Annotated in this window: 40 protein-coding genes and 1 pseudogene; 16 read left to right on the top strand and 25 right to left on the bottom strand. The window is 60.0% G+C overall.

Features of this window, described 5'->3' with window-relative positions; all coding sequences use genetic code 11:
• The 4 genes from EI28_RS10070 to EI28_RS10080 form a co-directional block, all read right to left on the bottom strand.
• A partial coding sequence (locus tag EI28_RS10070; protein WP_048114559.1) for an antitoxin VapB family protein occupies positions 1 to 191 on the bottom strand: 191 nt, incomplete at its 3' end.
• Between the two features lie 60 nt (positions 192 to 251).
• Positions 252 to 428, bottom strand: a complete 177-nt coding sequence (locus EI28_RS14090; protein ID WP_155937346.1) for a hypothetical protein — start codon at positions 426 to 428, stop codon at positions 252 to 254.
• Positions 429 to 554: 126 nt separating this feature from the next.
• The gene (locus EI28_RS10075) at positions 555 to 1391 is read right to left on the bottom strand and encodes an SDR family oxidoreductase (RefSeq protein WP_048114561.1); all 837 of its coding nucleotides are present in this window, start codon (positions 1389 to 1391) and stop codon (positions 555 to 557) included.
• Positions 1392 to 1402: 11 nt separating this feature from the next.
• The gene (locus tag EI28_RS10080) at positions 1403 to 2197 is read right to left on the bottom strand and encodes an acetoacetate decarboxylase family protein (protein ID WP_011843971.1); all 795 of its coding nucleotides are present in this window, start codon (positions 2195 to 2197) and stop codon (positions 1403 to 1405) included.
• Positions 2198 to 2516: 319 nt separating this feature from the next.
• On the opposite strand from EI28_RS10080, the gene EI28_RS10085 reads away from it, so the two are divergent.
• Together EI28_RS10085 and EI28_RS10090 are read left to right on the top strand one after the other, a co-directional pair.
• A complete protein-coding gene (locus EI28_RS10085; protein ID WP_048114563.1) occupies positions 2517 to 3149 on the top strand; it encodes a hypothetical protein in 633 nt (210 codons plus the stop codon).
• Positions 3146 to 3745 carry a hypothetical protein gene (locus EI28_RS10090; protein ID WP_048114565.1) on the top strand — a complete coding sequence of 200 codons (600 nt, stop codon included), beginning with the start codon at positions 3146 to 3148 and terminating at the stop codon, positions 3743 to 3745. Before EI28_RS10085 ends, EI28_RS10090 begins: the two co-directional genes overlap by 4 nt.
• Positions 3746 to 3920: 175 nt before the next feature.
• Here the strand turns inward: EI28_RS10090 and EI28_RS10095 are convergent, their stop codons facing one another.
• Both EI28_RS10095 and EI28_RS10100 read right to left on the bottom strand, forming a co-directional pair.
• The gene (locus tag EI28_RS10095) at positions 3921 to 4163 is read right to left on the bottom strand and encodes a hypothetical protein (protein WP_231476726.1); all 243 of its coding nucleotides are present in this window, start codon (positions 4161 to 4163) and stop codon (positions 3921 to 3923) included.
• Between the two features lie 135 nt (positions 4164 to 4298).
• Positions 4299 to 4685 (bottom strand): hypothetical protein, encoded by a 387-nt coding sequence (locus tag EI28_RS10100; RefSeq protein WP_011843967.1) that lies wholly within the window; start codon positions 4683 to 4685, stop codon positions 4299 to 4301.
• A gap of 108 nt (positions 4686 to 4793) precedes the next feature.
• Between EI28_RS10100 and EI28_RS10105 the strand changes: the two genes are divergently transcribed.
• The gene (locus tag EI28_RS10105) at positions 4794 to 5096 is read left to right on the top strand and encodes a DUF4405 domain-containing protein (protein ID WP_197018489.1); all 303 of its coding nucleotides are present in this window, start codon (positions 4794 to 4796) and stop codon (positions 5094 to 5096) included.
• A gap of 16 nt (positions 5097 to 5112) precedes the next feature.
• Here the strand turns inward: EI28_RS10105 and EI28_RS10110 are convergent, their stop codons facing one another.
• Genes EI28_RS10110 through EI28_RS13210 form a run of 3 tightly spaced genes read right to left on the bottom strand, consistent with a single transcriptional unit; the run spans position 5113 to position 7057 of the window.
• Positions 5113 to 5592, bottom strand: coding sequence for a GNAT family N-acetyltransferase (locus EI28_RS10110; RefSeq protein WP_052379722.1), 480 nt, complete (start codon positions 5590 to 5592; stop codon positions 5113 to 5115).
• A gap of 60 nt (positions 5593 to 5652) precedes the next feature.
• On the bottom strand, positions 5653 to 6288 hold the full coding sequence (locus EI28_RS10115; protein WP_048114570.1) for a class I SAM-dependent methyltransferase: 636 nt from the start codon (positions 6286 to 6288) through the stop codon (positions 5653 to 5655).
• Between the two features lie 19 nt (positions 6289 to 6307).
• The gene (locus EI28_RS13210) at positions 6308 to 7057 is read right to left on the bottom strand and encodes a 4Fe-4S binding protein (protein ID WP_052379723.1); all 750 of its coding nucleotides are present in this window, start codon (positions 7055 to 7057) and stop codon (positions 6308 to 6310) included.
• 420 nt (positions 7058 to 7477) lie between these two features.
• Between EI28_RS13210 and EI28_RS15535 the strand changes: the two are divergent.
• Positions 7478 to 7696 (top strand): annotated as a pseudogene (locus EI28_RS15535) (sodium-dependent transporter); the annotation flags it as partial.
• A 62-nt stretch (positions 7697 to 7758) separates the two neighbouring features.
• Here EI28_RS15535 and EI28_RS10125 read toward each other — a convergent pair.
• The 7 genes from EI28_RS10125 to EI28_RS10155 form a co-directional block, all read right to left on the bottom strand.
• Positions 7759 to 9048, bottom strand: a complete 1290-nt coding sequence (locus tag EI28_RS10125; RefSeq protein ID WP_048114571.1) for an ATP-binding protein — start codon at positions 9046 to 9048, stop codon at positions 7759 to 7761.
• 151 nt (positions 9049 to 9199) lie between these two features.
• Entirely contained in the window at positions 9200 to 10753 is a 1554-nt protein-coding gene (locus tag EI28_RS10130; RefSeq protein WP_048114572.1) for an AAA family ATPase, read from the bottom strand.
• Positions 10737 to 11924 (bottom strand): ATP-binding protein, encoded by a 1188-nt coding sequence (locus tag EI28_RS10135; RefSeq protein WP_048114573.1) that lies wholly within the window; start codon positions 11922 to 11924, stop codon positions 10737 to 10739. The genes EI28_RS10130 and EI28_RS10135 overlap by 17 nt, the downstream gene beginning before the upstream one ends.
• Positions 11925 to 12096: 172 nt before the next feature.
• Complete coding sequence (locus tag EI28_RS10140; protein WP_048114574.1) at positions 12097 to 12381, bottom strand: type II toxin-antitoxin system RelE/ParE family toxin; 285 nt, start codon at positions 12379 to 12381, stop codon at positions 12097 to 12099.
• Positions 12359 to 12562 (bottom strand): hypothetical protein, encoded by a 204-nt coding sequence (locus tag EI28_RS10145; RefSeq protein WP_048114605.1) that lies wholly within the window; start codon positions 12560 to 12562, stop codon positions 12359 to 12361. Before EI28_RS10145 ends, EI28_RS10140 begins: the two co-directional genes overlap by 23 nt.
• A gap of 98 nt (positions 12563 to 12660) precedes the next feature.
• Complete coding sequence (locus EI28_RS10150; RefSeq protein ID WP_048114576.1) at positions 12661 to 13053, bottom strand: VOC family protein; 393 nt, start codon at positions 13051 to 13053, stop codon at positions 12661 to 12663.
• A gap of 54 nt (positions 13054 to 13107) precedes the next feature.
• Entirely contained in the window at positions 13108 to 13758 is a 651-nt protein-coding gene (locus EI28_RS10155; protein WP_048114578.1) for a B3/4 domain-containing protein, read from the bottom strand.
• 359 nt (positions 13759 to 14117) lie between these two features.
• Between EI28_RS10155 and EI28_RS10160 the strand changes: the two genes are divergently transcribed.
• The 9 genes from EI28_RS10160 to EI28_RS14930 all read left to right on the top strand — a co-directional run bounded on the left by EI28_RS10160 (position 14118) and on the right by EI28_RS14930 (position 16991).
• Complete coding sequence (locus EI28_RS10160) at positions 14118 to 14327, top strand: hypothetical protein (protein WP_048114580.1); 210 nt, start codon at positions 14118 to 14120, stop codon at positions 14325 to 14327.
• Positions 14328 to 14392: 65 nt separating this feature from the next.
• A complete protein-coding gene (locus tag EI28_RS14440; RefSeq protein ID WP_197018490.1) occupies positions 14393 to 14566 on the top strand; it encodes a hypothetical protein in 174 nt (57 codons plus the stop codon).
• Between the two features lie 201 nt (positions 14567 to 14767).
• Positions 14768 to 15043 (top strand): type II toxin-antitoxin system HicB family antitoxin, encoded by a 276-nt coding sequence (locus EI28_RS13545; protein ID WP_231476730.1) that lies wholly within the window; start codon positions 14768 to 14770, stop codon positions 15041 to 15043.
• A 130-nt stretch (positions 15044 to 15173) separates the two neighbouring features.
• A complete protein-coding gene (locus EI28_RS10170; protein WP_048114582.1) occupies positions 15174 to 15503 on the top strand; it encodes a nucleotidyltransferase family protein in 330 nt (109 codons plus the stop codon).
• A complete protein-coding gene (locus tag EI28_RS15540) occupies positions 15463 to 15744 on the top strand; it encodes a DUF86 domain-containing protein (RefSeq protein WP_369792285.1) in 282 nt (93 codons plus the stop codon). Before EI28_RS10170 ends, EI28_RS15540 begins: the two co-directional genes overlap by 41 nt.
• Positions 15687 to 15827: a DUF86 domain-containing protein gene (locus EI28_RS14915; protein WP_231476732.1), complete on the top strand. Its 141-nt coding sequence runs from the start codon at positions 15687 to 15689 to the stop codon at positions 15825 to 15827. The genes EI28_RS15540 and EI28_RS14915 overlap by 58 nt, the downstream gene beginning before the upstream one ends.
• 136 nt (positions 15828 to 15963) lie before the next feature.
• Complete coding sequence (locus EI28_RS14920; protein ID WP_231476734.1) at positions 15964 to 16134, top strand: hypothetical protein; 171 nt, start codon at positions 15964 to 15966, stop codon at positions 16132 to 16134.
• Positions 16135 to 16537: 403 nt separating this feature from the next.
• Positions 16538 to 16753: a Fic family protein gene (locus EI28_RS14095; protein ID WP_155937350.1), complete on the top strand. Its 216-nt coding sequence runs from the start codon at positions 16538 to 16540 to the stop codon at positions 16751 to 16753.
• Positions 16754 to 16871: 118 nt separating this feature from the next.
• The gene (locus tag EI28_RS14930) at positions 16872 to 16991 is read left to right on the top strand and encodes a hypothetical protein (protein WP_082122707.1); all 120 of its coding nucleotides are present in this window, start codon (positions 16872 to 16874) and stop codon (positions 16989 to 16991) included.
• Between the two features lie 183 nt (positions 16992 to 17174).
• Here EI28_RS14930 and EI28_RS10195 read toward each other — a convergent pair whose 3' ends face one another.
• The 5 genes from EI28_RS10195 to EI28_RS15310 form a co-directional block, all read right to left on the bottom strand.
• Positions 17175 to 17393: a type II toxin-antitoxin system HicB family antitoxin gene (locus EI28_RS10195; protein WP_048114588.1), complete on the bottom strand. Its 219-nt coding sequence runs from the start codon at positions 17391 to 17393 to the stop codon at positions 17175 to 17177.
• Between the two features lie 70 nt (positions 17394 to 17463).
• On the bottom strand, positions 17464 to 17799 hold the full coding sequence (locus EI28_RS10200; RefSeq protein ID WP_011843949.1) for a type II toxin-antitoxin system PemK/MazF family toxin: 336 nt from the start codon (positions 17797 to 17799) through the stop codon (positions 17464 to 17466).
• Between the two features lies 1 nt (position 17800).
• Positions 17801 to 18331, bottom strand: coding sequence for a hypothetical protein (locus EI28_RS10205; RefSeq protein ID WP_048114590.1), 531 nt, complete (start codon positions 18329 to 18331; stop codon positions 17801 to 17803).
• Positions 18321 to 18662, bottom strand: coding sequence for a transcriptional regulator (locus tag EI28_RS10210; protein ID WP_048114592.1), 342 nt, complete (start codon positions 18660 to 18662; stop codon positions 18321 to 18323). The genes EI28_RS10205 and EI28_RS10210 overlap by 11 nt, the downstream gene beginning before the upstream one ends.
• Before the next feature lie 146 nt (positions 18663 to 18808).
• Entirely contained in the window at positions 18809 to 18937 is a 129-nt protein-coding gene (locus EI28_RS15310) for a hypothetical protein (RefSeq protein WP_255342094.1), read from the bottom strand.
• A gap of 133 nt (positions 18938 to 19070) precedes the next feature.
• Here EI28_RS15310 and EI28_RS14100 point away from each other — a divergent pair, with 133 nt between their 5' ends.
• On the top strand, positions 19071 to 19304 hold the full coding sequence (locus tag EI28_RS14100) for a type II toxin-antitoxin system HicB family antitoxin (RefSeq protein WP_231476737.1): 234 nt from the start codon (positions 19071 to 19073) through the stop codon (positions 19302 to 19304).
• On the opposite strand, the gene EI28_RS10215 is transcribed toward EI28_RS14100, so the two are convergent.
• Positions 19207 to 19497 carry a type II toxin-antitoxin system RelE/ParE family toxin gene (locus tag EI28_RS10215; RefSeq protein WP_048114594.1) on the bottom strand — a complete coding sequence of 97 codons (291 nt, stop codon included), beginning with the start codon at positions 19495 to 19497 and terminating at the stop codon, positions 19207 to 19209. The genes EI28_RS14100 and EI28_RS10215 overlap by 98 nt on opposite strands.
• Positions 19475 to 19678, bottom strand: coding sequence for a hypothetical protein (locus tag EI28_RS10220; RefSeq protein WP_048114596.1), 204 nt, complete (start codon positions 19676 to 19678; stop codon positions 19475 to 19477). The genes EI28_RS10215 and EI28_RS10220 overlap by 23 nt, the downstream gene beginning before the upstream one ends.
• Before the next feature lie 60 nt (positions 19679 to 19738).
• Here EI28_RS10220 and EI28_RS10225 point away from each other — a divergent pair, with 60 nt between their 5' ends.
• Positions 19739 to 19993, top strand: coding sequence for a type II toxin-antitoxin system HicA family toxin (locus EI28_RS10225; protein WP_048114597.1), 255 nt, complete (start codon positions 19739 to 19741; stop codon positions 19991 to 19993).
• A gap of 62 nt (positions 19994 to 20055) precedes the next feature.
• On the opposite strand, the gene EI28_RS10230 is transcribed toward EI28_RS10225, so the two are convergent.
• Both EI28_RS10230 and EI28_RS10235 read right to left on the bottom strand, forming a co-directional pair.
• Entirely contained in the window at positions 20056 to 20286 is a 231-nt protein-coding gene (locus EI28_RS10230; RefSeq protein WP_048114599.1) for a type II toxin-antitoxin system HicA family toxin, read from the bottom strand.
• Positions 20273 to 20539, bottom strand: coding sequence for a type II toxin-antitoxin system HicB family antitoxin (locus EI28_RS10235; protein WP_231476735.1), 267 nt, complete (start codon positions 20537 to 20539; stop codon positions 20273 to 20275). Before EI28_RS10235 ends, EI28_RS10230 begins: the two co-directional genes overlap by 14 nt.
• A 124-nt stretch (positions 20540 to 20663) precedes the next feature.
• On the opposite strand from EI28_RS10235, the gene EI28_RS10240 reads away from it, so the two are divergent.
• A complete protein-coding gene (locus EI28_RS10240; protein ID WP_048114600.1) occupies positions 20664 to 20897 on the top strand; it encodes a type II toxin-antitoxin system HicB family antitoxin in 234 nt (77 codons plus the stop codon).
• The last annotated feature ends 210 nt before the right edge of the window (positions 20898 to 21107 follow it).

Below are 21107 nucleotides of genomic sequence, written 5' to 3' on the forward strand. Positions count from 1 at the left end.
GCCTTAATATCCGCAATTGCCTCTTCGATATCACGGATATCTTCATCCGTCAGTTCCTCGGCAGCTTCCTCCAGGGCATCCCGGGTGAGACGGTCGATCACTTCGTTGTACGTCTCCCGGGGGTAGTTTTTCAGTTTATCCAGCCTCCCCTTCACCTCCGGGGTCACCTTGATCGTTGCCTCCACTGCCATACACCATAATACACCATAGGGTGTCATCAATCTTTCCGGCAGGAACAGAACCCGGCACCGCTATGATGCGAAGTCTATCTTCAGCCGGGTTAAGAACACGTAGCGGACCAGTGCCATACTGTAGCCGGGGATGCTCGTGAAGAGCCCCGGGAAGAAGTTCAGCACGGCGCGGAGCTGCGGCAGGAGCATGACCGCGAAGAGTATCGTGATGTCGACTGCAAAACCCTGCCGGGTCATTTCGATCCCGTCATCCCGTGTGAAGATCGAACCGACGGATCCGGGCCTGTGCAGCCGGTCGGACGCGCAGGGTTTCCGGTATTCACGGCTACGGTGTTTTTGAGGGAGAAAATGGATTTAAGAGTATCAGAAGTATGTCCCGCCCTTCTCGAACGCCTCTCGCCGCTCGCGTGCCATCTGCTGCAACCGCTCCTCCACCTCCGGGGCGCCGAGGACATACCCCTTCCAGAGGTCGGTGTAGGGTTCTTCGGGCACGACGATGATCCCCTTATGTTCAGCGACCCGGTCAAGGATGAGCGCCGCCGCTTTATCGGCGGGATACGCGTCGTCGGGGATCCGCAGTTCGCCGCGGGCCTGCCCGTCGATCCCCTTGTTGAAGATCGGGGTCGCGATGTTTGCCGGGCAGATCGTCGAGAAGTAGAGCCCTTTATCCGCATACTCGTACTTCAGGCTCTCGGTAAGGCCGGTGACGCCGTACTTCGTCAGGGAGTAGAGCGCCTGGAACGGGGGCGGAACGATGCCCGCTATCGAACTGGTGTTCACGACGTGCCCGAACCCCTGTTTGAGCATGATCGGTACGGCGGCATGGACGCCGTAGACGACGCTCCAGATGTTGGTGTCGATGATCGCCTTCCAGTCGTCGAGGGTGGCCGCCTCGAACGGGATGGTCCCCCCGACGCCTGCATTGTTGAAGAGGAAATCCAGCCTGCCCGCCTCTGCCGCCGTATCCTCGATACCTTTCCGCACCTGCTCCTGCTTCGTCACGTCCACAACAAGCGGGCGTGCCCGATCACCGTATGCGGAGAGCCGGGCGACGGCCGCGGCAACCTTCTCCCGGCTGCGGCCGGCCATGTAGACGATTGCTCCCCTCTTTAAGAGTTCTTCGCTGATCGCGTACCCGATCCCGGAGTTCGCACCGGTGACGACGCAGACCTTGCCCGTATAGTAATCCGAATCCACCATGATCCCTGCCTTTATTCGATCACCCTCGCGCCCATCGCGCGAAGGATGGCTCTTCCCTCGACCAGTACCGCCTGCGTCACCCGTTTTATCGGCAGGGACGCGAGGCTGTTGACGATGTAGTACTGGGCCGGACTCTGCATCGGGGTCAGCTCGGTCCACTTCAGGCTGCCCTTTCCAACCTCTGCCGTCTCCACCTCCATGCCCTGGGGGTAGAGGACGAACTGGGAGAGTTCCGCTCCCGGAGCCCCGACCTTCGGGATGTACCGCCACCCGAGGGTGTTCATGGTGAGGAACTGCGACTTCAGGGCATCCAGGTCCCGCCCGGTGATCGATCCCGTGGCCTCGAAGTCCATGTTGAGGAAGGTGTTCCCCTCGTAGCTGACGGTCGTCGCAAAGTGGGGCCGGACGATGTGCAAGTCTTCGATATCCGCATAGATCTTCGGGATGCCGGTCTGCTCCCGCCCCCCGAGGATGGGGGCGGTCTTGTTCTCCCAGACCACCAGCGTGTAGGCGCCGTCGAGCTCGTCCTTCTTCCCGTGGAACCGGACCGGTGCCGCCACGTTGATCAGGTTGTACTGGCCGCCGTGCAGCCAGTTGATCTCGGTGAATTTGTTGAACGCGACCTGCACCTCAGGTGCCAGGAGTTCGAACCCCTCGGGAATGTAGTTCTCAAGGAGGTCTCTCTCGGTCTCGAAACTGAGGGAGAGGGCGGTCGCCTTCTGCGTGACCAGGGTTTCCGGGTCGAATTTGCCGCCCCCGAAGTGGACCGGCATCAGATACGTAAAATCGTCCTGCGGTCGGAACATAATGTTCTCCAATCAGTTTCATGCCATCCCATTAGGCATATACCTTTTGAATATTACTTCTCCTGCACCGGATTTAGAAAAGCCACCATATTAAACCCTAATATGCCAACCGGGGCAACTTTCGCGCTCCACTATTACATTGCCGGATCAGCGCCGTAATACGGCAAATATATCGAGAACGGGTTCCGCTCATGGTGCGGCAGAGCCAACCGGGGACGGAATACAAACGTATAAATAAATTATAAATTTAGATCATGGTATTCACTCAACCGGCGATAATTATCCGTCGGTCTCCGGATAGAACCGGGGAGATGCAATTATGGGACATTCCAGCCAGCCGGGAGAGGAAAGCGATCCAGTCGCGAGAGCGGAACCCGATCTCTCCCTCGAGGTCGTCATCCTGCTCGTCTTCGGGGTATTCATGTCCCTCTTCGGCCTGCTCCTCTTCAGGATTCATGCGGGCGAACTGCCGTATGCCCCGGACAGCACCTACGGGCTTTTTCTCGTGATCGTCTCGTTTCAGGTAATCACGATGGGAAAGACCCCGTTCGGCGATCTCCGGCGTTCGTGGGCGGTCATCCTTCTCGGGGTCTGCACGGCGGTCGTCGGGATGGCCGCCTGCTTTGTTCCCGGACTGCTGGCCGGGCCGGTTCGCATCCTCGTCGGCACACTCCTCTTTGCCGGGGGGATCGCTCTTCTCGCGCAGTTGTTCCTCTCCGAAGATAAAGCCCGGCTGTGGCTGAAAGTCTCCGGAATACTCCGGCACCTGACGATCGCCTGCATCATCGTGTACGTGATGTCGATAATCCTCGGCCTCGTCACGCTCCTTCCCGGCATCACCACCGACCCACAGACCGCGGTCCTCCTCATCATCTACGGCATCGGCTTCTTCTACCTTGCCTGGTGCATCCAGAAAGTCGGCCGGTTGTATCCGCAGGAGGGATCGGCGTGACCGATCCCCGGACAACCGGCGGCACCGGCCTGTTCAAAGAGGCATCCCTCCCCCTCTCGATTGCCGTGGTCATCCCGGTCGGCGTGCTGCTGGTGCTCCTCGGGCTGCTGCTCTTCCCGGTGAACCTGGGGATGCTCCCGTTCTCCCCGGACGGCCAGCTCGGCCTGCTGCTCGTCATCATGGCCGTCCAGATGCTGGCCCTGGGGGAGACCCCGATGGGCCAGTACAGGCGCTCACGGCTGCTGATCGGGATCGGGATCGCATTCGCCGCCATCGGGATCTTCTCCTGCATCGTTCCGGGCATCCTGACCGGCGTGATCCAGGTGCTCCTCGCGATCCTCAACATCGCCGGGGGAGCGATTCTCCTTACGAAGCGGTTCCTCCCGATGCTGCACGCTGCCGCCGAACCGGCCCCTCTCCCGCCCATCCTCAAACGGCTCCTGGTCACCCTGACGGTCTTGAACGTCGTGGCGATCGCGTTCGGCATCAGCATGCTGCTGCCGGGCCTCGTCCCGGGGATGGTCATTGCGGGGATCGTCGTGATCAACGGCCTGCTCCTCTTCGTCCTGGTATCCATCCTCTTAAAGATCGGTTAGTCCGGGTATCTTCAGGACTGTTTCAAGAGGGGCGGGAGCCCCGGACGCCACCCTCTACGTCCCCGCGGGTGTGAAGATACCCGGCGTCGAAGAGACGGACGAGCCGGGCAGGATATTCACCGCCCGGCATCGAAGGCGCAGATCCCGTTTCGTAACTTTCGACGTAGCCGTCAGGTCAACCCGGGCCTCTCTCCTCCTCCATCCTTTTCGCCTTCATCTCCTTCGCCCGGCCGATGAGGTACTCAAGTTCGACGAGTCCCGCGGCGCTCCCGCAGGCGCCCCTGTTGCACGCCTCGTCGTGCAGCCTCCAGCACTCCTGCTCGATCCGCTTGAGGTCGTCCATCGAGTAGCGATGGTATCGGGCAAGGATCTCGTTATGCTCACGGACGAACGCGGCGATCTCCTCGAGGAGAGCCATTCGATCCGCTCCTGCCGTACACCGGCCGGCCCCGGACGTGGTGCGCTCCATACTACGCCCTCACCGCACGAGGAGTTATCCTTTCCGGAAACGACGGGAGCCACCTTCACCGGCAGGGATGCGGGCCGGAGCCGGTCATTCCCGGCTGATCCGTGAGAAGATCTCCTTCACGCCGCCCGAAACGGTGAAGGCCACGCCCTGCACCCAGACCGTAAAGAAATCCAGGGCGACGGATGCGAGCGACTCTTGCGGGAACATGCGGTTGCGCACGTTCCGCAGCGAAAAGCACGCGAGCAGCATCCACACGGTTGCAACGAGCCCCTGGCCGACCATCGAGATCCAGAGCCCGAGTGTGGCGAAGACCAGCGCCATGCTGTAACCGAGGATGCTCGTGAAGAGCGCCGTGAATAAGTTCAGCACGGCGCCGCGCGACAGCACGTCGCGGAGCTGCGGCAGGAGCATGACCGCGAAGAGTACCGTGATGCCGGTAATTGCAAAATCCTGCCAGCTCGTTTTGATCACGCCGTCCCGTGCACACGCAGTGCAGCCTGAAGATATCGACCTCCGGACATATCAGTCCACCAGATCCGGGGGCGCAGGATATATATCCTGCAAATGACAGGGGTGACCATGAAGCAGATCGCCATCAACGCGCTCGTCGACATCGGATGCCTGATCACGTTCATTCCCTCGGTTATTTCGGGACTCGTGCTCTATCTTGTCCTGCCTTCCGGAGGCGGGCGGGGCAGCGGATGGGAACTGTTCCTCGACATCCCCCGCAGCCAGTGGGTTGTCATGCACGACAACTCGAGTCTCGTGTTTGCCGCCCTGATAATCGTCCACCTGCTCCTGCACTGGAAGTTCTTCCGGCATATCGACAGGCATCTCACCCGGGATACGACGAACAATACGCAATCGGAAGGCGGCCAATAGCCCCGGAACACGCGGCCTACCGGCCTTCTCCCAGGGCCTTCACCATCGTGTAGTAGTCCAGCCTTTTCCCGTTTCGGACGGGAATGTAATCCTCGCATTCCGTCGCGTACCCGAGCAGGTCATAGAACCGTTTCGACGGCAGCGAAGCGGAGAGATCGACTCTCCCGATGCCGCGGCGGAGCGCCTCCCGCTCCAGGGCCTGCATCAGGAGGGCGCCGTATCCCCTGCGCTGGCGGGAGGGATGCACGAAGACCCGTTTGATCGTCGTGCCGAGCAGGGTTCCGGTGCCGGCGATCCGGCCGCCGGGCTCGAGGACAAAGGTGCAGCCCCGGTCTGCATCCAGAAGGATCTGCTCCACGGTATGGTACTCGAGGAAGTAATCTATCGCTTCCCGCGGGTAGCTTTTTGCATACGAAACCTCTATCGTCTCGACGACGAGCCTGCTCACGTCCTCGATGTCCCCAGGAAGGAACCTCCGGAGCGGAATATCCTCCATGATCCTCGCAAGGGAGATAGCGCTTCCTGCGGGATAATCGTTCCGGGGCAGCCGCTCACGTCATTCCCCGGACCGGGTCATCGACGCGAGCCAGGCATGGTGTCCTTCGGGCTGGATGCTGTTCTCGAAGATCGCCGGCCGGATGTAGTTGATCCGCCACCCGTCCCGGAAGGCATCCCGTATCTCTCCCTCCGCGATCCTTCTCGGCAGAGGGTATTCGCCGGGATTCTGGTCGCCAAAGCAGAGCATGAAGTACCTCCCGCCGGGCGCGAGAACGGCCGCGAGGTTATCCACGAAGACCGGCCGGTCTTCGTCGGAGAGGGTATGAAAAAACCCGGAGTCGATGACGGTGTCGAACGTCCGCTCAAGCCCGGAGAGGTCCAGTGCGTCCCGGACGAGAAACTGCGCCTGCAGCCCTCTTCCGGCAGCCTTCTCTTCGGCTTTGCGGATCGCAAGAGCGGCGGTGTCGATCCCGAGCACCTCATGCCCTTCCTCCGCAAAAAAGAGGACATGGTCCCCCGTTCCGCACCCCACGTCCAGGACGGAGCCGGTAACCTCTCCCGCCCGGGCGAGCTCGACGAACGCCTTCTGGGGCCGGCCGATCTCCCAGGGGGGGCGTGCCGTGGTAGACCGAGTCGAAGATGTCCATACGTGATATTGATCCGGGAACGATTTAACCGGTTCTGCAGGGTTCAAACGGGGAACAACCGAACCCTTATTCCTTCCCCTCAACCCCTGGAAATTTTGGGCACCCGGTGACGCAGAGGCTGCACCGGATCGTTGCCGTCCGGGCGACGAGCGGCGCAAGCGGGGTCACACTCCTGAGCAGCAACTGCCGCCGGAGCAGCCATTTCACGGCCGGGACGACCGGGGGCGGGACCCATGCACGCACGGTCCGGCACCGGAACGCGTCGACGCCGTCCGGGCCGATCGCCCCTTCCGGGCATGCCCGGATGCAGACTCCGCACCCGGTGCAGAGCGGCGCGTCAGTGCTTGCAGCCCTGTACCCGGCTTCCTGAGCCGGGGAGCCGGCCACGACACCGGCGAGGAGCAGCCGTGGGCCAAAGCGGGGGTTGAGGAGAACAGTATTCTTCCCAATCTCCCCGAGCCCCCCGGCCGCTGCAACCTGCTTCAGCCGGACGACCCCCTGCACCCTCCCGTCGACAATCCGCACGGGCAGGTAGAGCGGAACCGGGCGGGCCGGGATCTGCTCCGCATCCAGGCGGCCGGCGAGCCGTACGGCAGTGTTCTCCAGGCTCTCCGCAATCCGGAGCATCTCCCGGGTCTTCTCTCTTTGCGGCATCCGGTACACCGGGATCGGGACTTCCCTCCCGAAGACGATCACGGACTGGGCGGCCGGGAAGAACTCCAGCACCGACGCCCTGTCGGCATCGGGGATATCCTCGATGCCAACCCAGGAGAAAACGTCAATTCCCTCATCTCCAAAGAACGTCGCAAGATCCATCCCGGCACATCCTGGAGAGCGTGGGCGCGAATGCCTCATCAGGGTATTGGTGAGACCAGCGGGAACCATTTTCCTAGTTCTATTCCGGGAAGGCGAAGATGGCGGCGAGGTTGTTCTTCGACTCTTCCCGGAAGCATCCCTTGCACGACGCAGAATAGCGACAGGCTGCAATCTGGAATCCTGGAACGCGAGGAGGATAAGAGTACCGGTCCGGGTCGAACCGCATCAGAAGGGGCGATGCATGAATCCCGGCAGTTCCGGAATTCAGCCTGAGATATTTTATCTATTGCGAAAAAGGGCTGACCAAGCGGTATTGAACCCACGGCCCCTACCATACCGGGGTAAAGAGACCTTTCCCGGGCTGCATCTGCGAACGATAACGACATATCTTTCCCGCCCCGGACTCAAGATATCTGAGTAATGAGTGCAGGAGAGCGCTGGAGCTCACGGCTCACCTTCGTACTCGCCGGGATAGGGGCGGCAATCGGCCTCGGAAACCTCTGGCGCTTCCCCTATATCTGTTATGACAACGGCGGGGCGTTTCTTCTGCCCTACGTCATCGCCCTGCTCTTTGCCGGCATTCCGCTCTGGCTGATGGAGAGCGCTCTCGGATACCGGGCGCGGGCAGGAGTACCCGGCTCGTTCAGGGCGCTTATCGGCCGAAAGACCTCCGGGACGCCTGGAGAGAGGCACGACCGACCTCAGCCGGCGCCGAGCAGCCACTTCCAGAGCGGGATATACCGGACGGCTCCCTCTCTCTTCTCCGTATCTTTCGTGAGAAGGATGCACTCCCGCACCCCGGAGCCGTGGAGGTCTGCAAATTCAAGCAGCGCTTTTTCCTCCCGGGTGGAGAGAGCATCCGTATACGAGACGTTGATGGCCGAGAGCGACCGGTCGGGGTTTTTAACCACGAAATCAACCTCGCCCTGCTTCTTCCAGTAGTAGACCTCACGACCCTGCTTCTTGAGCTCGATGAAGACGAGGTTCTCCGCAAGTCTTCCCTCGTCCTCCGAGAACCGGAACGATACGGCATTCCGGAGACCGTTGTCGATGCAGTAGATCTTTTTATTGTTCCGGCTCTGTGTTTTCAGCGAGTAACTGAAGTACTGGACTTCAAAGAGGATCTTCGCCCTCTGTGCGTAGTAGAGGTACTCCTTGATCGTCTCGAAGTCGATGCCGAGCACCTCCCGGAGGTTCCGGTAGGAGTAGGGTGAGGTTACGTTCGTCATGCAGTATACGAGCAGATCAGCGAGCGCCTTCTGGTTCCGCACCTCGTTGACCCGCACGATGTCGCGATAGACGATGCTGTCGTAGTATGCCTTCAGTTGGTCCCGCCGGATCGTCTCGTCATCCGAAAGGACGACCTGCGGAAAACCCCCTTCCCTGAGATACTCGCCGAGCAGGTGCAGGAGCCGGTACCTCGCCGCCGCGAGCGTGACAGGGTCGTGCGGCAGGTCCTCGCCCGAGAAGACCACGTACTCCGCGAAGTCGAGCGGGTAGATGTGAACCGGAAGATACCGCCCGGCGATGAGCATCGAGAGGTTTGAGTCGAGGAGGTATGACGTCGAGCCGGATATGATGAGGCTGAACTGCTTCCGGTCGTAAAGCGACTTTACCCACCGCTCCCAGCCCTCGACGGTCTGGATCTCGTCAAGGATGAGGTAGGCCTTATCACCACCGTATACGTCCCTGCGGTAGGTCTCAAGCAGCGTCTCAAGCGGATTCTCGAGCCGGGCAATCTCCGGCTCATCGCAGTTCACGAAGAGTATCGACCGCGGATCGACCCCGCGGTTGCGGATAAGATCGTCGATGACCTGGAAGAGGAGCGTTGTCTTGCCTGAACGCCGCACCCCCGTAAGGACAACGATCTCTCCGGTTCCAAGATACTTCTGTATCTTCGTGAAGTACTTCTCCCGCAGTATACCCGCATCGAAGGGTCTGCCGCTCCACCAGGGATTGAGGGCGGTGAGGAGGGCGAGGGGCGAGGGCATATGGTTTGTTGGAATATACTCCAGCATAAATGTTTGTTTTTGTTGGGTTATAATCAAACAAAATGCGATCCCCGGGGTCCTCTCTCGAAGGCATGCCGGGACACTGTGTCGACCCTGTCCGCCTCCCAAACGTTCTCACGTCAACTGGAACCTAGAGCCCCGGAGCCAGCTCCTCCGATCCCGTGATCACCCGTACAATCCCGGCAACGACCGCTCTCTCTTCCGGCTGCAACTTTGAGTAATACAACCGCGTGTCGTTCGCCTCGACGATTGCCACGGCGTCAGCGACCGGTTTTAGGAACCGCTCGAACCCGGCGCCCCCGGACGCGACGATCCCGCGAACGGCGCTTTTGATCACGCCGACCCGCCCCTCACTGATAATCCCTTTCAGGAAACCCGCCGTGATCCGCCGCACCGTGCCCGGGTCAAGGTCTTCCGCGTGCCCGTATGCCTCGCCAATCAGGGAGAGGCCGTTCGCCTCGTTTCCGCTCAGGAGTTCCTCCCGTGCGCGATCGAGCGAGAGCCGCGCCATTTGCGCCCGCGTCACGGCGGCATGCGACGGCTCCCGTTCGTGCCAGGCCTCCAGGAACTCGATGAGAGCACTCACGCGGTCCCGGCCGGCCGGTCTGCGCATCGCCCGCCAGAGCCAGAAGAGGCGATCCCGGACCTCGTACGACGTCCGCTTCCTCATCGGGCGGGAGACGACGTAGCCGTCCGCCTCCAGCCTCCGGAGCTGCGCGGTCACCGTTGCCGGGTTCAGCCGGGCACGTTCCGCGATATCCTTCGGCGTAAGGGGGGTATCCGCGCTGAGGACGGTATCGAAGATGAGCCTCCGCTGCCCGGGAAGCCTCCCGAACACCTCCCGGTAGTAGGGCGTCTGCTCGTCCGTCATCCTGAAGAAGACCGCCGCCATATCCCTGGTTCCGGCTCTCGAGACGGCCTCATACGCCTGGACGGCCAGCCGCGGGCTGCCGCCGGCGAGGTGCAGCAGCCCCTCGATGCCGGGCTCGTAATCGGAGAAGTTCTCGACGAAGGCGGTGTTGCCGTCCAGCCGTGCGACCCTCTTCATGAGTTCCTTCGCTTCGGCAATTTCGAGTCCCCGGAGGTGAAAGACCCGGAAGAAGTTGTAGAACGGCTCGTCGTGGTCCGCAACCCCGGGGAAGAGCGACGGTGCCGACGCGACCATCGAGAAGAGATCCGTCCGCTGGAATACCGACCGCAGCGCCCGGATTTCACCCCTGTCCATCTGGATGAAGAGTTCGTGCACGTTATCGACGAATACCGCGATCCGTCTTCCGGCGGCCGCTTCGGCGAGGGTATCGACCGCGGCGTCCCGGACCAGGGGGTCGTCGTCGAGCGCGGCGATCGTTGAAGTCTCGATCCCCATCTCCTCGAGCACCCGGAGGAAGAAGTCGGACGCCCTGAATATCGAGTACTCCTCCTCCGCGAGTTTCACGGGGATGATTCGCCCGGAGAGCTCGTCGCGGACCCTGTGGTAGAGCAGGCTCAGCAGGTGGGATTTCCCGGCGCCGCGGGAGCCGGTGAGGAGGAAGAACCGCGGCGTTCCGCTCCGGGACGCCCGGTCCAGTTCTTCCAGCATCTCCCCGAGGAGGTCTTCCCGGCCGACGAGGAGGTATTGGAGCGTCTCGTTATCCAGCGCCCCGGGAGAGTAGCGGCAGACAGCCGCGCTACCCGGTGCCGGCATGGTAAATCCTCCACCAGTCCCGGAGCATCTTCGAGTAGAACCGCAGCTCGCCGGGAGTCTCCATGGCGACGTAAAAGTCGTGGTTCAACTGCGCCAGCAGCGCCAAAAACGCATCTTCGCTCTCTGAGCCGGTGCTCCGCCTGAAGATATCGTAGGCGATGGCTGCGGACAGGGATTCTGCGGCGCTCACCCTGCCCAGGATGGCCCGTGCGGCTTTTGCTTCCTGATCGGAGTAGGTGATCCGGAGACGGCGCGAGTAGTGCTCGAAGTAGTGGCGCCCCTCGCTGCCGAGGATTCGTTTGTTGTAAACCCGATCGACCAGCGCCGGTGAGGGAGCGCCGCCGGAGATCTCGATCTCCTCCTTCAGGCCGGAGAGGACGATCATGAGGAAGTAGGGGATACAGGGGTCGCCCACGCAGTCGAGGACGGTCCGCCCGGTCTCCGGGGAATACTCCCACCCTTCATCCTGAACAACGCGTTCGACGACGGAGAGGGCGACGCTCTCTTCGAACCCGCCGATGCCGACCCTCCGGAAGTCGTTGATGACCGGGGTTCCGCCGACGCCGTAGACGACGTGGTCGATGCTGACCGAGCCCCCGACGATGAACCTCACCCCTGCCGAAACCTGGCGCAGCCGCCGGAACCAGTGCAGGAACGTTCTCGCGTCGTCGGCCTCCATGTTCTGTATGGCAACCGGGAACTCGTCGAGGATGATGCAGACCGGGCCGTCGATCTCTGCAAAGATCGTATCCAGTTTCCTCGCCTTCTCGAGCCAGTCGTCCGAGAACTCCGCCCGGAGACGGCTGCGGAGTTTTGCCCTGAAGACCGGGGTCTCAATCTCGTCGAGGTTCTCCTGCAGCCGGGCGAACGCCTTCTCGAGCGCCGAGAAGATCCGGGTCTTGTGGCTTGCTCCCCCGCACTCGACGAGCGCCGTAACGAGATCGGTGATGAACTCTCCCGGCGAGTTGACGCTCTCGACCTCGAGGAAGACGCACGGCTTGTGTCTGCTCGCGAGGTCTCTTTCGATCTTTCGCATGATCGAGGTCTTGCCGAACCGCCGGGGAGCGACGAGCATGACGTGGTCTTTCTCGATCGTGTCCAGGATGAACGCGGTCTCGCGCTCGCGGTCGATGAAGTCGTCTCCCGTTGCGGGACTCCCTACAGGCAACATGGTGTACCCAATGAGAGTGTTATATAACAGATATGTTATATAACGATTTTGTTATGTTACTGGGATCCGGGAGGGCGGCTCAAGGCTATACCCGCGCGATCTCACCGCGTATGAATCACTGCAAAAACGGTCCGAACTGACGCACTTTCGAATCTCAGTCAAAAAAAAGAGGTCAGAACCACCCGTACCGTTTGTGTGCCTGCCCGATTGACATCACGGCAAGAATATGGACTTCCAACTCCGGCTCATGGATGCGATAGAATGCCGTGAATGTCCGGCTGATATGGAGCCGGTAAGTATCTTCCCGCCCGTGCACGTGCAGGCGCTCCCTGTCGCTGCCGGGATACGGGTCGTCCTGGAGGGTTTTCAACTTCTCCATGACTATCCGCCGGCTCTTTTCGCTGAGGCTCCGGATACTCTCAAGGGCCTTTTTGTTAATCAGTATCCGAAACGTCAAACTCCAGCTCCACGAAATCCCCTGCGGCTTCGATGCGGTCCATATCCTCGATGAACCGGCGCTTCTTCTCCTGCTCGACCATGTGCGAGAGGAGGTCGTCGAAGGTCTGGCCGGGGCGCTTCAGCTCGGAGATCTCCGCCCATATCCCTTCCGAGACGGGAATCCTCTTGGTTGCAGCCATGATAGCATTGTAAGTGCTTATCATATTTACAATGTTGTACACGGGGGAACCGGTAAAAAGTGAGGGAGTCCAGGGGCGGGCCGCCTCAGTGAAACAACTTATTTTTGCAGCGTCTGGATCTGGATGAGATTGCCGCAGGTGTCGTCGAAGACCGCTATGATCACCCGGTCGACAACTTCCGTCGGCTCCATCGTGAACTTCACGCCCTGTGCTTTCAGCCTCTCGTATTCCGCATGGGTGTCTTCGACACCAAAGGACGCGGCAGGGATGCCCTGTTCGAATATCCCTTTCTGGTATGCCCGGACTACCGGGTTATCGTTCAGCTCAAGCAGCAGCTCGGTTCCGTTCGGGTCGCCGGGGGAGACGACGGTAAGCCACCTGTAATCTCCGGCAGAAACATCGTTCTTCTTCACAAAGCCCAGTGTTCCGGTGTAGAACTTCAGAGCCCTCTCCTGGTCGTCGACAAATACCCTGGTCAGTATGATCTTCATGGTCGTCCCTATTCGGAGAACCACATGTAGGTTTCGGCAACCGGTTTGTCCGAATCATCCCCGGACCGAAGCGTGTTCCCGCAGGTATGCAGCAGCCAGGTCGTATGCCGAACACACCTTCTCCCGCTCAATCCCCGGCACGCCGCATGCCACGATGTGCACCGTCGTTGTGGCGAGGGTGATCTTTGTCGCATCCGAGTCACGGTACGGGTAGACGGCGACGATCGCATCCTCATCCGCCAGGATAACCTGGTTCGTATGGAGCGTGACGGGTGCGGCCATCCCGATGCCGAGGAACGCTTCCCCCTCTTCTGCAAACCTCATAACGAGCTCCCCGCCCAGGGTATCGGCGTCGAACGCCGCAATGGGTATTCCGGTGCGAATTGAGGCCAGATTATAGGCATCCACCGCGGTGTTGATCGCCGGGAGCATCTTCCCGCCCAGGATCCTTCGGACAAGCGCTTCCGAGGCGGGCCGCGTCTTGGTCGGATCGACGCCCACCCTCCAGAAGAAGTCCCTGTACGCCCTGAACAGGGGTTCATCCTTGATCCTCTCCAGCGTATACCGTTCTCTTGCCAGACGGACGGTCTCGTCTTTCAGGGCATTTAGGGCCGGACTCTTCTCCTGAACCGACAGCCGCCCGACATCACCTTCTGCAACCGAGAGGCCGGGGAATGTGGCAAGAATCTCCTTATGCATCTCCATGGCTCGTACCGTTCCTGCTGAAGCGAGAGAACATCTCCATACTGCCCCGGGGAAACGAACCGTTCCGGCGATGGAGATGCTCGCGTCAACGTTTCTGCCTTCAACCGTATTGACCTTTATTCCGCTCCGGCCGATTCGGACGCGGGGTCGGGCGGCTGCGGATAGGGTCGTCGACGATCCGGAAAAGAGAGCGTCGTCCTGCCTGATCGACGCACCTCCGCGAGGATAACGATCTCTCCGGCCCCAGACCCCCTGTCACGAAGGGAGCAGGAGCGTGGCCCCTCTTGATGAGGGGCGCCGGGGCAGGGCAACTATAATCTGCCTGGAACTCCCACATACGCATATCTGGAGTGTGCGGCATGGGAGTACAGTACATTTGCGATGCAGACGGGAGGAAGACCGACGTTATCGTGCCCATCGATCTCTGGGAGAGCCTGACCGCCGAAAAGCCTGCAGATGAACCGATCGGGGTTGCCGAGCCCGCGAGATACCGGGGCATATACCGGGACCGGGATCTCGACCTGGAAACCGAGGCCCGAAACTTGCGGAACGAGTGGAACCGGATATGAAACGGTACCTGCTCGATACGAACATCCTCATCTAGTACCTCGCAGACGCCATTCCGCCGGAGAGGGTGGGCGAGATAGAAGAGATGCTCACCTCTTCGTTCCGGATCTCGATCATCACGAAGATCGAGTTTCTCGGCTGGAAGAAGCATACCCCGGAGGGATACGCGCTGGCCCGGGACTTCATCCGCTCGGCGGAAGTATATCCTCTGACCGATAGGATTGCCGAACGTGCGGGATGAAACTCCCCGATGCGGTCATTGCCGCCACTGCCCTCACGCATGAGTGCGCGCTCGTCACCCGGAACGGGAGTGATTTTTCCGGGATCTGCGCACTTGAAATCGTAAACCCGTTCGTCTGTGAGTAAGACGGGCAAGGTGGCGCCCGCACGGATCGGATATATCATTCGGGAATATACCGTTGTGAACAGGCACTGAGCCGACATGACCTGCAGGGGGTGTTGCAATGAGGAATTTGCGGTATCGTATCCTCCTCCGGAAGGCGGATATACCGTCATCGTGCCGAGCCTCGCCCGTGCTTGCGTCACCTTCGGGGGGATCGTTGAAGAGGCGACAGCGATGGCACGGGAGGCCGCCCTGGTCTATGTTGAGGGGCTCCTGGAGAAGGGCGAGGAGAGTCCGGCTCCGCTACGATCCCGCCGAGGTGCCCGCGGCCTGTGCAGGCCAGGAAGACCTCCGGATCCTGCCCGCGGCCCGTAATTTTGACCGTTAATCATTACCGGAGTTTTGTCCGGTGCGTTTGTACCAGGCCGGACTCGCTTCACCTTTCAAAAGACTGATGACGGAGCGCGGTAATACTGACAGTAGCATAAGGATGAGGGGCGAGCGAATGGCTGAAAGCAGGTTAACGGAGAAGTCCCGTGAGGCAATCGTTCGTATACTCACCCGGAACGGTGCCGACTGGATTGCGGTCTTCGGCTCCTATGCCCGGGGAGATGCCGGCGCAGCAAGTGATATCGACATCCTGGTCAGGTTCGCCCGCAAAAAGAGTCTCTTCCAGCTTGTTCGAATCGAGGACGAACTCCGGCGTGCTCTCGGGAGAGACGTGGATCTTGTCACCGAGAACGCCGTGAGCCCTTACCTTGCCGATGCAATATACCGTGATGCCGTGGTGATCTATGACGCCGGAGGACCCCGCATATCTCCGCCACATCCTTGATGCCATCATAAGCATCGAGGATTTCTCCAAAGGAATTTCGTCGGCGCAGGACCTCCGGAACCGCCGGCTGGAACGCGCCGGGATCGAGCGCATGCCGACCATTATCGGCGAGGCGGCAAAGAAGGTCTCCCCGGAGTTGCGCGAGAGTTATCCGGAGGCTCCCTGGAGAGAGGCCGGCCAGGGATGCGGGATAAAATCATCCATCACTACTTCGGTGTGGACTACGAAGCGGTATTCCTGACCATACAGGATGATCTCCCCGTGCTCAAGCGGGAGATCCGGTCTATCCTCGACGAGGTCGACCGCATCCGTTCCACCGGGTAGCATCGCGAAGGTGCAGGCCACGCCGGAGCCGGAGTTTGCGGTCAGCGACGGGTTCCGGACGATCGTTCGCCGGGTCCAGGGAGGGGAAGAACCTTCGGGGAAAACTTCGGGGAAAACTTCGGGGTTAATCCTGGACATGATCCGGCGACAGCCAGAGATCACCATACCGGAGATGGCCGAAGCACTGGGCAAGAGCACCCGGGCCATAGAGATGCAACTTGCAAAGCTCAAACAGTCCGGAAAGGTGCAACGCGTCGGCCCGGCAAAAGGTGGCCGCTGGGAGATAATTGAAGGCGGAGATGAGTAGCGTCGGTGAGCGTGGGATTATCACAGCCGAATTGACGATCGAGGGACATGCGGCGGTGAATCCGGCAGGCAGAGCGCTGGTGATCCGGACCCGGACGGGGGCCTGGATCGTCCCGCTTGTCTCCTTTCGGCGGGTGGCGTGCGGGGAGGCAGTCTCCGCCCCGCTCTTCCCCTCGTGTGGGACTGCCCAATGCGCGGTGAAGTTCGCCGGGCGATCAAGGTCCTCGCCGACGGCGGATACATGATGCGATATGGTAGCGCGACGACTGCCGCCGCCGGAATTCCGGCAGAACGGCCAGCAGTTCGTCCAGGTTCTGTGGCGCCCGGGACGAGACCTGGTGATAGGTGCTCAAACGAGGGACCTGGTGGGGACCAAGTTGGGACTAAGTGGGGACCAAGTCGAAGTGTTGCGCACCTGTGTGGCGGAGACGTCGATCTCCGAACTTATGGACGTTGCAGGGAGAACGAACCGCACCAAGTTCAGGAACTCCGTGCTGAAACCACTGATGCAGGCGGGGTTGATCGAGATGACCATCCCGGACAGGCCCCGGAGCAGCAACCAGAAGTACCGGATCACTGAGAGGGGCCGTGCCCTGCTTGCCGGGAGGGATACGCCGTGATCACCTGCACTACCCGGCCCACAGGCCCCAGTGCGCTACGATATCCCGAAGGAGGTGGCAGCGGAGGCGATCGTGAACGCCGTCGCCCACCGCGACTACACCGGCCAGCGTCCAGGTGATGCTCTTCTCCGACCGCCTGGAGATCTGGAACCCTGGTACCCTCCCGCCGTCCCTCTCGAAAAACTCCGGCAGGCTCACGGGTCGGTGCCGGCGAACCCGCTCCTCACCGAACCGATGATGGCACGGGAGGCAATTGAACTCTACATTGAGGGCATGCTAGCGAGAGGTGAGGAAATCCCCACCGAGGAAGGGCTCCTGGAATACACCCTCACCGTCGAGGCCCATGCCTGAACTTCCGGCGCTCACGGCCCGGAAAGCCGTTAAGATTCTGGAAAAGAAGGGGTTTGGTGACAGGAGGACGTTATCCTCTACCGACCGCCACGTAGATTGCTGAAGACCGTGACGGCGGAATAGGGAGCCCATCCTCCCGGAGCCCTTCGATGTGGAACTCAATCGCTTCGTGCATCCGCTCTTTCACTTCCTCGCGAGTCGCTCCGGTCGCCACGCATCCCGGAATGTCCGGGGAGTATGCCGAGTAGTTGCCGTCGGTCTGCTCGACGATGACAAGAAATCGATACATTATTCAATCCTTTCAGCCCTGCCTGTTTGAGAACACTGTTCAGCGTTCCCGGAGCGAGATCGTCCGCCGGTTATTCCAGCAATAACAGATCCTTCAACAGAACGCTTATCGCTTCCATATCTTCGACAGAACATCGCCCGATCTTTTTGACGAAACGGTCTTCTGAGAGGGCAACGATCTGGAAGACCAGCGCCGCACTGTTGGAGGAGAGCCCGTTCTGTGAACTCTTCTCGATGCCGTAGGTGTGCGGGAACGAAAAAGCCGCCGGAGTCGTCGTGAGCGGAACCACGATTGTCATCCCCCCGTAAGAGACGGCGAGCACCACGGCGGGCCGGAGCCCGCTCTGCTCGTGCCCCCGTGCGTCGGTGAGATCGACGAACCAGATATCGCCCCTGCTCCGGCCCATCCTAATGCCTCATCGACCGGATACCGGCCCGCTGCCACTCCCCTAGCTCGGCGTCGAGCGCCGCCTTCTCTTCGTCGGTGGGGACGAAGAGGTACTGCTTTGCCCGGTTGACGCCCTTGACGATCTGCTCATTTGAGTAGAAGGACTTCATTCTCCGGACCATCCGGTATGCCTGCTCCGGCGGCTGGCGCATCTCGTAGGCCAGGTACCCGTAGGTCGCTCCGATCTCAAGCAGGGACGGGCTTTTATCGAAGAGGCCGGTGAGCCCGGCAACGGCATCCGCCTCGGCGGGAGAGAGCGTGCTCTCCGTTTCGCACCGGGAAAACTCATCGGCGTGCTGGTAGTATTCCCGCGCAAGGAGCGCTGAATACGGCCCCCGGACGTAGAGGCGGAACGGATACACGAACTCGACGCCCTTCAGCCTCAGCAGGTAGACGAGCTTCTGGGCAATGAGCCGGTGCTCGAATCGGTCTTTGTCCATCCGGAATCCCGCTTCCCGGAAGCAGGCAATGACTTTGCTTCTATCGTTCACAGGTATCACCCTCGCAGCCCAGGAGTTTGCAGAGCCAGCCCCGGACGCGCCGCCACTCGGCGAGTCCTTCCGGGGTGATGGCGTAGAGGTCCAGTTCCTTCCCCTCGATCGTCACCTTCTCGGAGCGGAGGTACCCCATCTCGACAAGTTTCTTGAGGTTTGCGTAGAGCACGCCGTCGCTCAGGTTCAGCCCGGCCTTGAGTTGCCGTGCGGTGGCCCCGTCCTCGCCGAGTTCGGAGAGCGCCCAGAGTATCTCCAGGCGCACCCGGGAGATGAGAGCGCTGTTCACGTCCTCGGATTCTTCTACGATTGCTATGAGATCGTCAGGCATAGGCGACTTTCAACTTTGAGTAGATGTTGGAGCGGGAGGTGATAAAGGATGTGGAGATCTGCGGATTGCTCCGCTATGGAGTAAAGGCCCGGCCTGATGCGGGCAAGATGCACATCGTGGAGAAAGGTAGGACGTTTTTCAGGCAATCACTTCTTAGATCTGCCGGACTTCGTGGCTGTGTTGTTCGGGTTGAGCTGATTCGCCCTGTTGTCCGCTGCTGCTTTGTGTGAGGGGTTGTTGGGGTTCTTAACGTCGGCACGCTGATTCTTTGCCATACAACCTGCTTGGTTCGATGCTTCATATGCTTTTTCGTCGACCCAAAAAAGGATGGCCCCCGATGGGGACAGGCACAGACACCACTATGCCCCCATCGGGGCCTGTACCATTCACGAGCGGGGTTATAATATGATGAGAAGCCTGAATTACCGTATCCTCCTCCGAAAAGAGCCGGAAGGCGGGTATACTGTTATTGTGCCGACCCTTCCTGGCTGCGTCACCTTCGGGGAGATCGTCGACGAGGCGATAGCGATGGCTCGGGAGGCCGTCAGAACCATCCATACCGTTTGTGCGCCTGCTCGATCGACATCACGGCAAGAACGTGAACCTCCAGCTCCTGCTCATGGATGCGATAGAATGCCGTGAATGTCCGGCTGATATGAAGTCGATAGGTATCTTCCCGCCCGTGCACGTACAGGCGCTCCTTGTCGCTTCCGCTGCCGGGATACGGATCGTCCTGGAGGGTTTTCAGCTGCTCCATGACTATCCGCCGGCTCTTTGCGCTGAGGCTCCGGATGCTCTCAAGGGCCTTTTTGTTAATCAGTATCCGGAACGTCAAACTCCAGCTCCACGAAATCCCCTTCGGCCTCGATGCGATCCATATCCTCGATGAACCGGCGCTTCTTCTCCTGCTCGACCATCTGCGAGAGGAGATCATCGAAGGTCTGGCCGGGGTGCTTCAGCTCGGAGATCTCCGCCCATACCCCTTCCGAGACGGGAATCCTCTTGGTTGCAGTCATGGTAGTATTGTAAGTGCTTACCATATTTACAATGTTGCACACGAGTGAGCCGAGGGAAAGATGAGTGAGTTCCGACGGTTCGGGGGGTGTCTGCACGCTACCAGGATTCTGAAAAAGAAGGGGCCGGTGATCGAGGGGCTCATCCTCTACCGACCGCTACGTAGGGTGAAAGGGAGCCACCACCTCTTTTATCACCCGGAGACAAAGCGCCGGGCCGTCGTCCCGGTGCACGGGCGGGACCATCCGACCGGCACGCTTCTGGAGATCCTCAAGCAGGCCAGGATTGAGCGGGAGGAGATTAAAGATCTGTTGTAAAACTTCAACCTGTTATACAGGACAGGTGCAGCGCGGCCTGCGGCCAGCTGAGAAGGCCACTCTCAAAGATACCGGGCAAAATCCTCAGGATCGATCTTCGCCAGCTTCAGGACGCTGCGAAGTGTACCGATCTTCAGTTCGTTGTGCAGCGGGACGACCGTCCCCACTTTTCCGTTTGGGGTCTCCTTTGAAAGGCGAACATGGCTCCCGGATTGTCCGCTTACGACGAATCCATACTGTTTCGAGAGTATCTTGATCACTGCCTCGCCTGAGGTGGGTTTAAGCCCGGGCACCCTCGGCCACCTCGAACGTCGTGATGATCGGCCGCCTCCCATCTTCCAGCGGGAATTCTTCTAAGTACAGCTCCGTAGCCTCTTTGAGGTTGGCCACCGCCTCTTCAACCGTCCTCCCCTGGCTGACGGTGCCGACCTCCGGGCACTCCGCGACGTACATATCCTCTTCCCTGTAGAGCACAGCCGTGAACGTCCTCATGATCTCACCGATAGAATAGCATCTCTCTTTGTCGTGATAATACTTGACCAACATCTCCTGGCCGGTTGTCTCGTCTGTGAATGTGTTCTTCGTGGGTTCTCAACTGCGGGGTAACACCCGCACGGATACCCTTTATGCATCACCGGGTAACGTACTTCACGAGCAGGGGTGCAATCCGATGAGATGTCTGAATTACCGTATCCTCCTCCGAAGAGAGCCGGAAGGTGGGTATACCGTCACCGTGCCGACACTTCCGGGGTGCGTCACCTTTGGGGAGACCGTCGACGAGGCGATAGCGATGGCGCGGGAGGTTATCGAACTCTATATTGAGCATCTCCTGGAAAAGGGTGAGGAGATTCCCACCGAAGAAGGGCTCCTGGAATACATCCTCACCGTCGAAACCCATGCCTGAACTTCTGGCGCTCACGCCCAATAATTTCATCAAAGTTTTTGGAAAAAGGGTTTATGCTAGACTGAGCAAAGGAAAGAACGACTTTTCGAAGAAACGAATCAATATCCCACAGATAATTAATAGCGACCTTCTAGGGAATTATTATTAACAATGATCACTTAAAATAGAATATGCCGACAAACGAGGGTGACAATCAGCCGAAATATTCTC

It is taken from the genome of Methanoculleus sp. MH98A (assembly GCF_000691865.1).
GTDB lineage: Archaea > Halobacteriota > Methanomicrobia > Methanomicrobiales > Methanoculleaceae > Methanoculleus.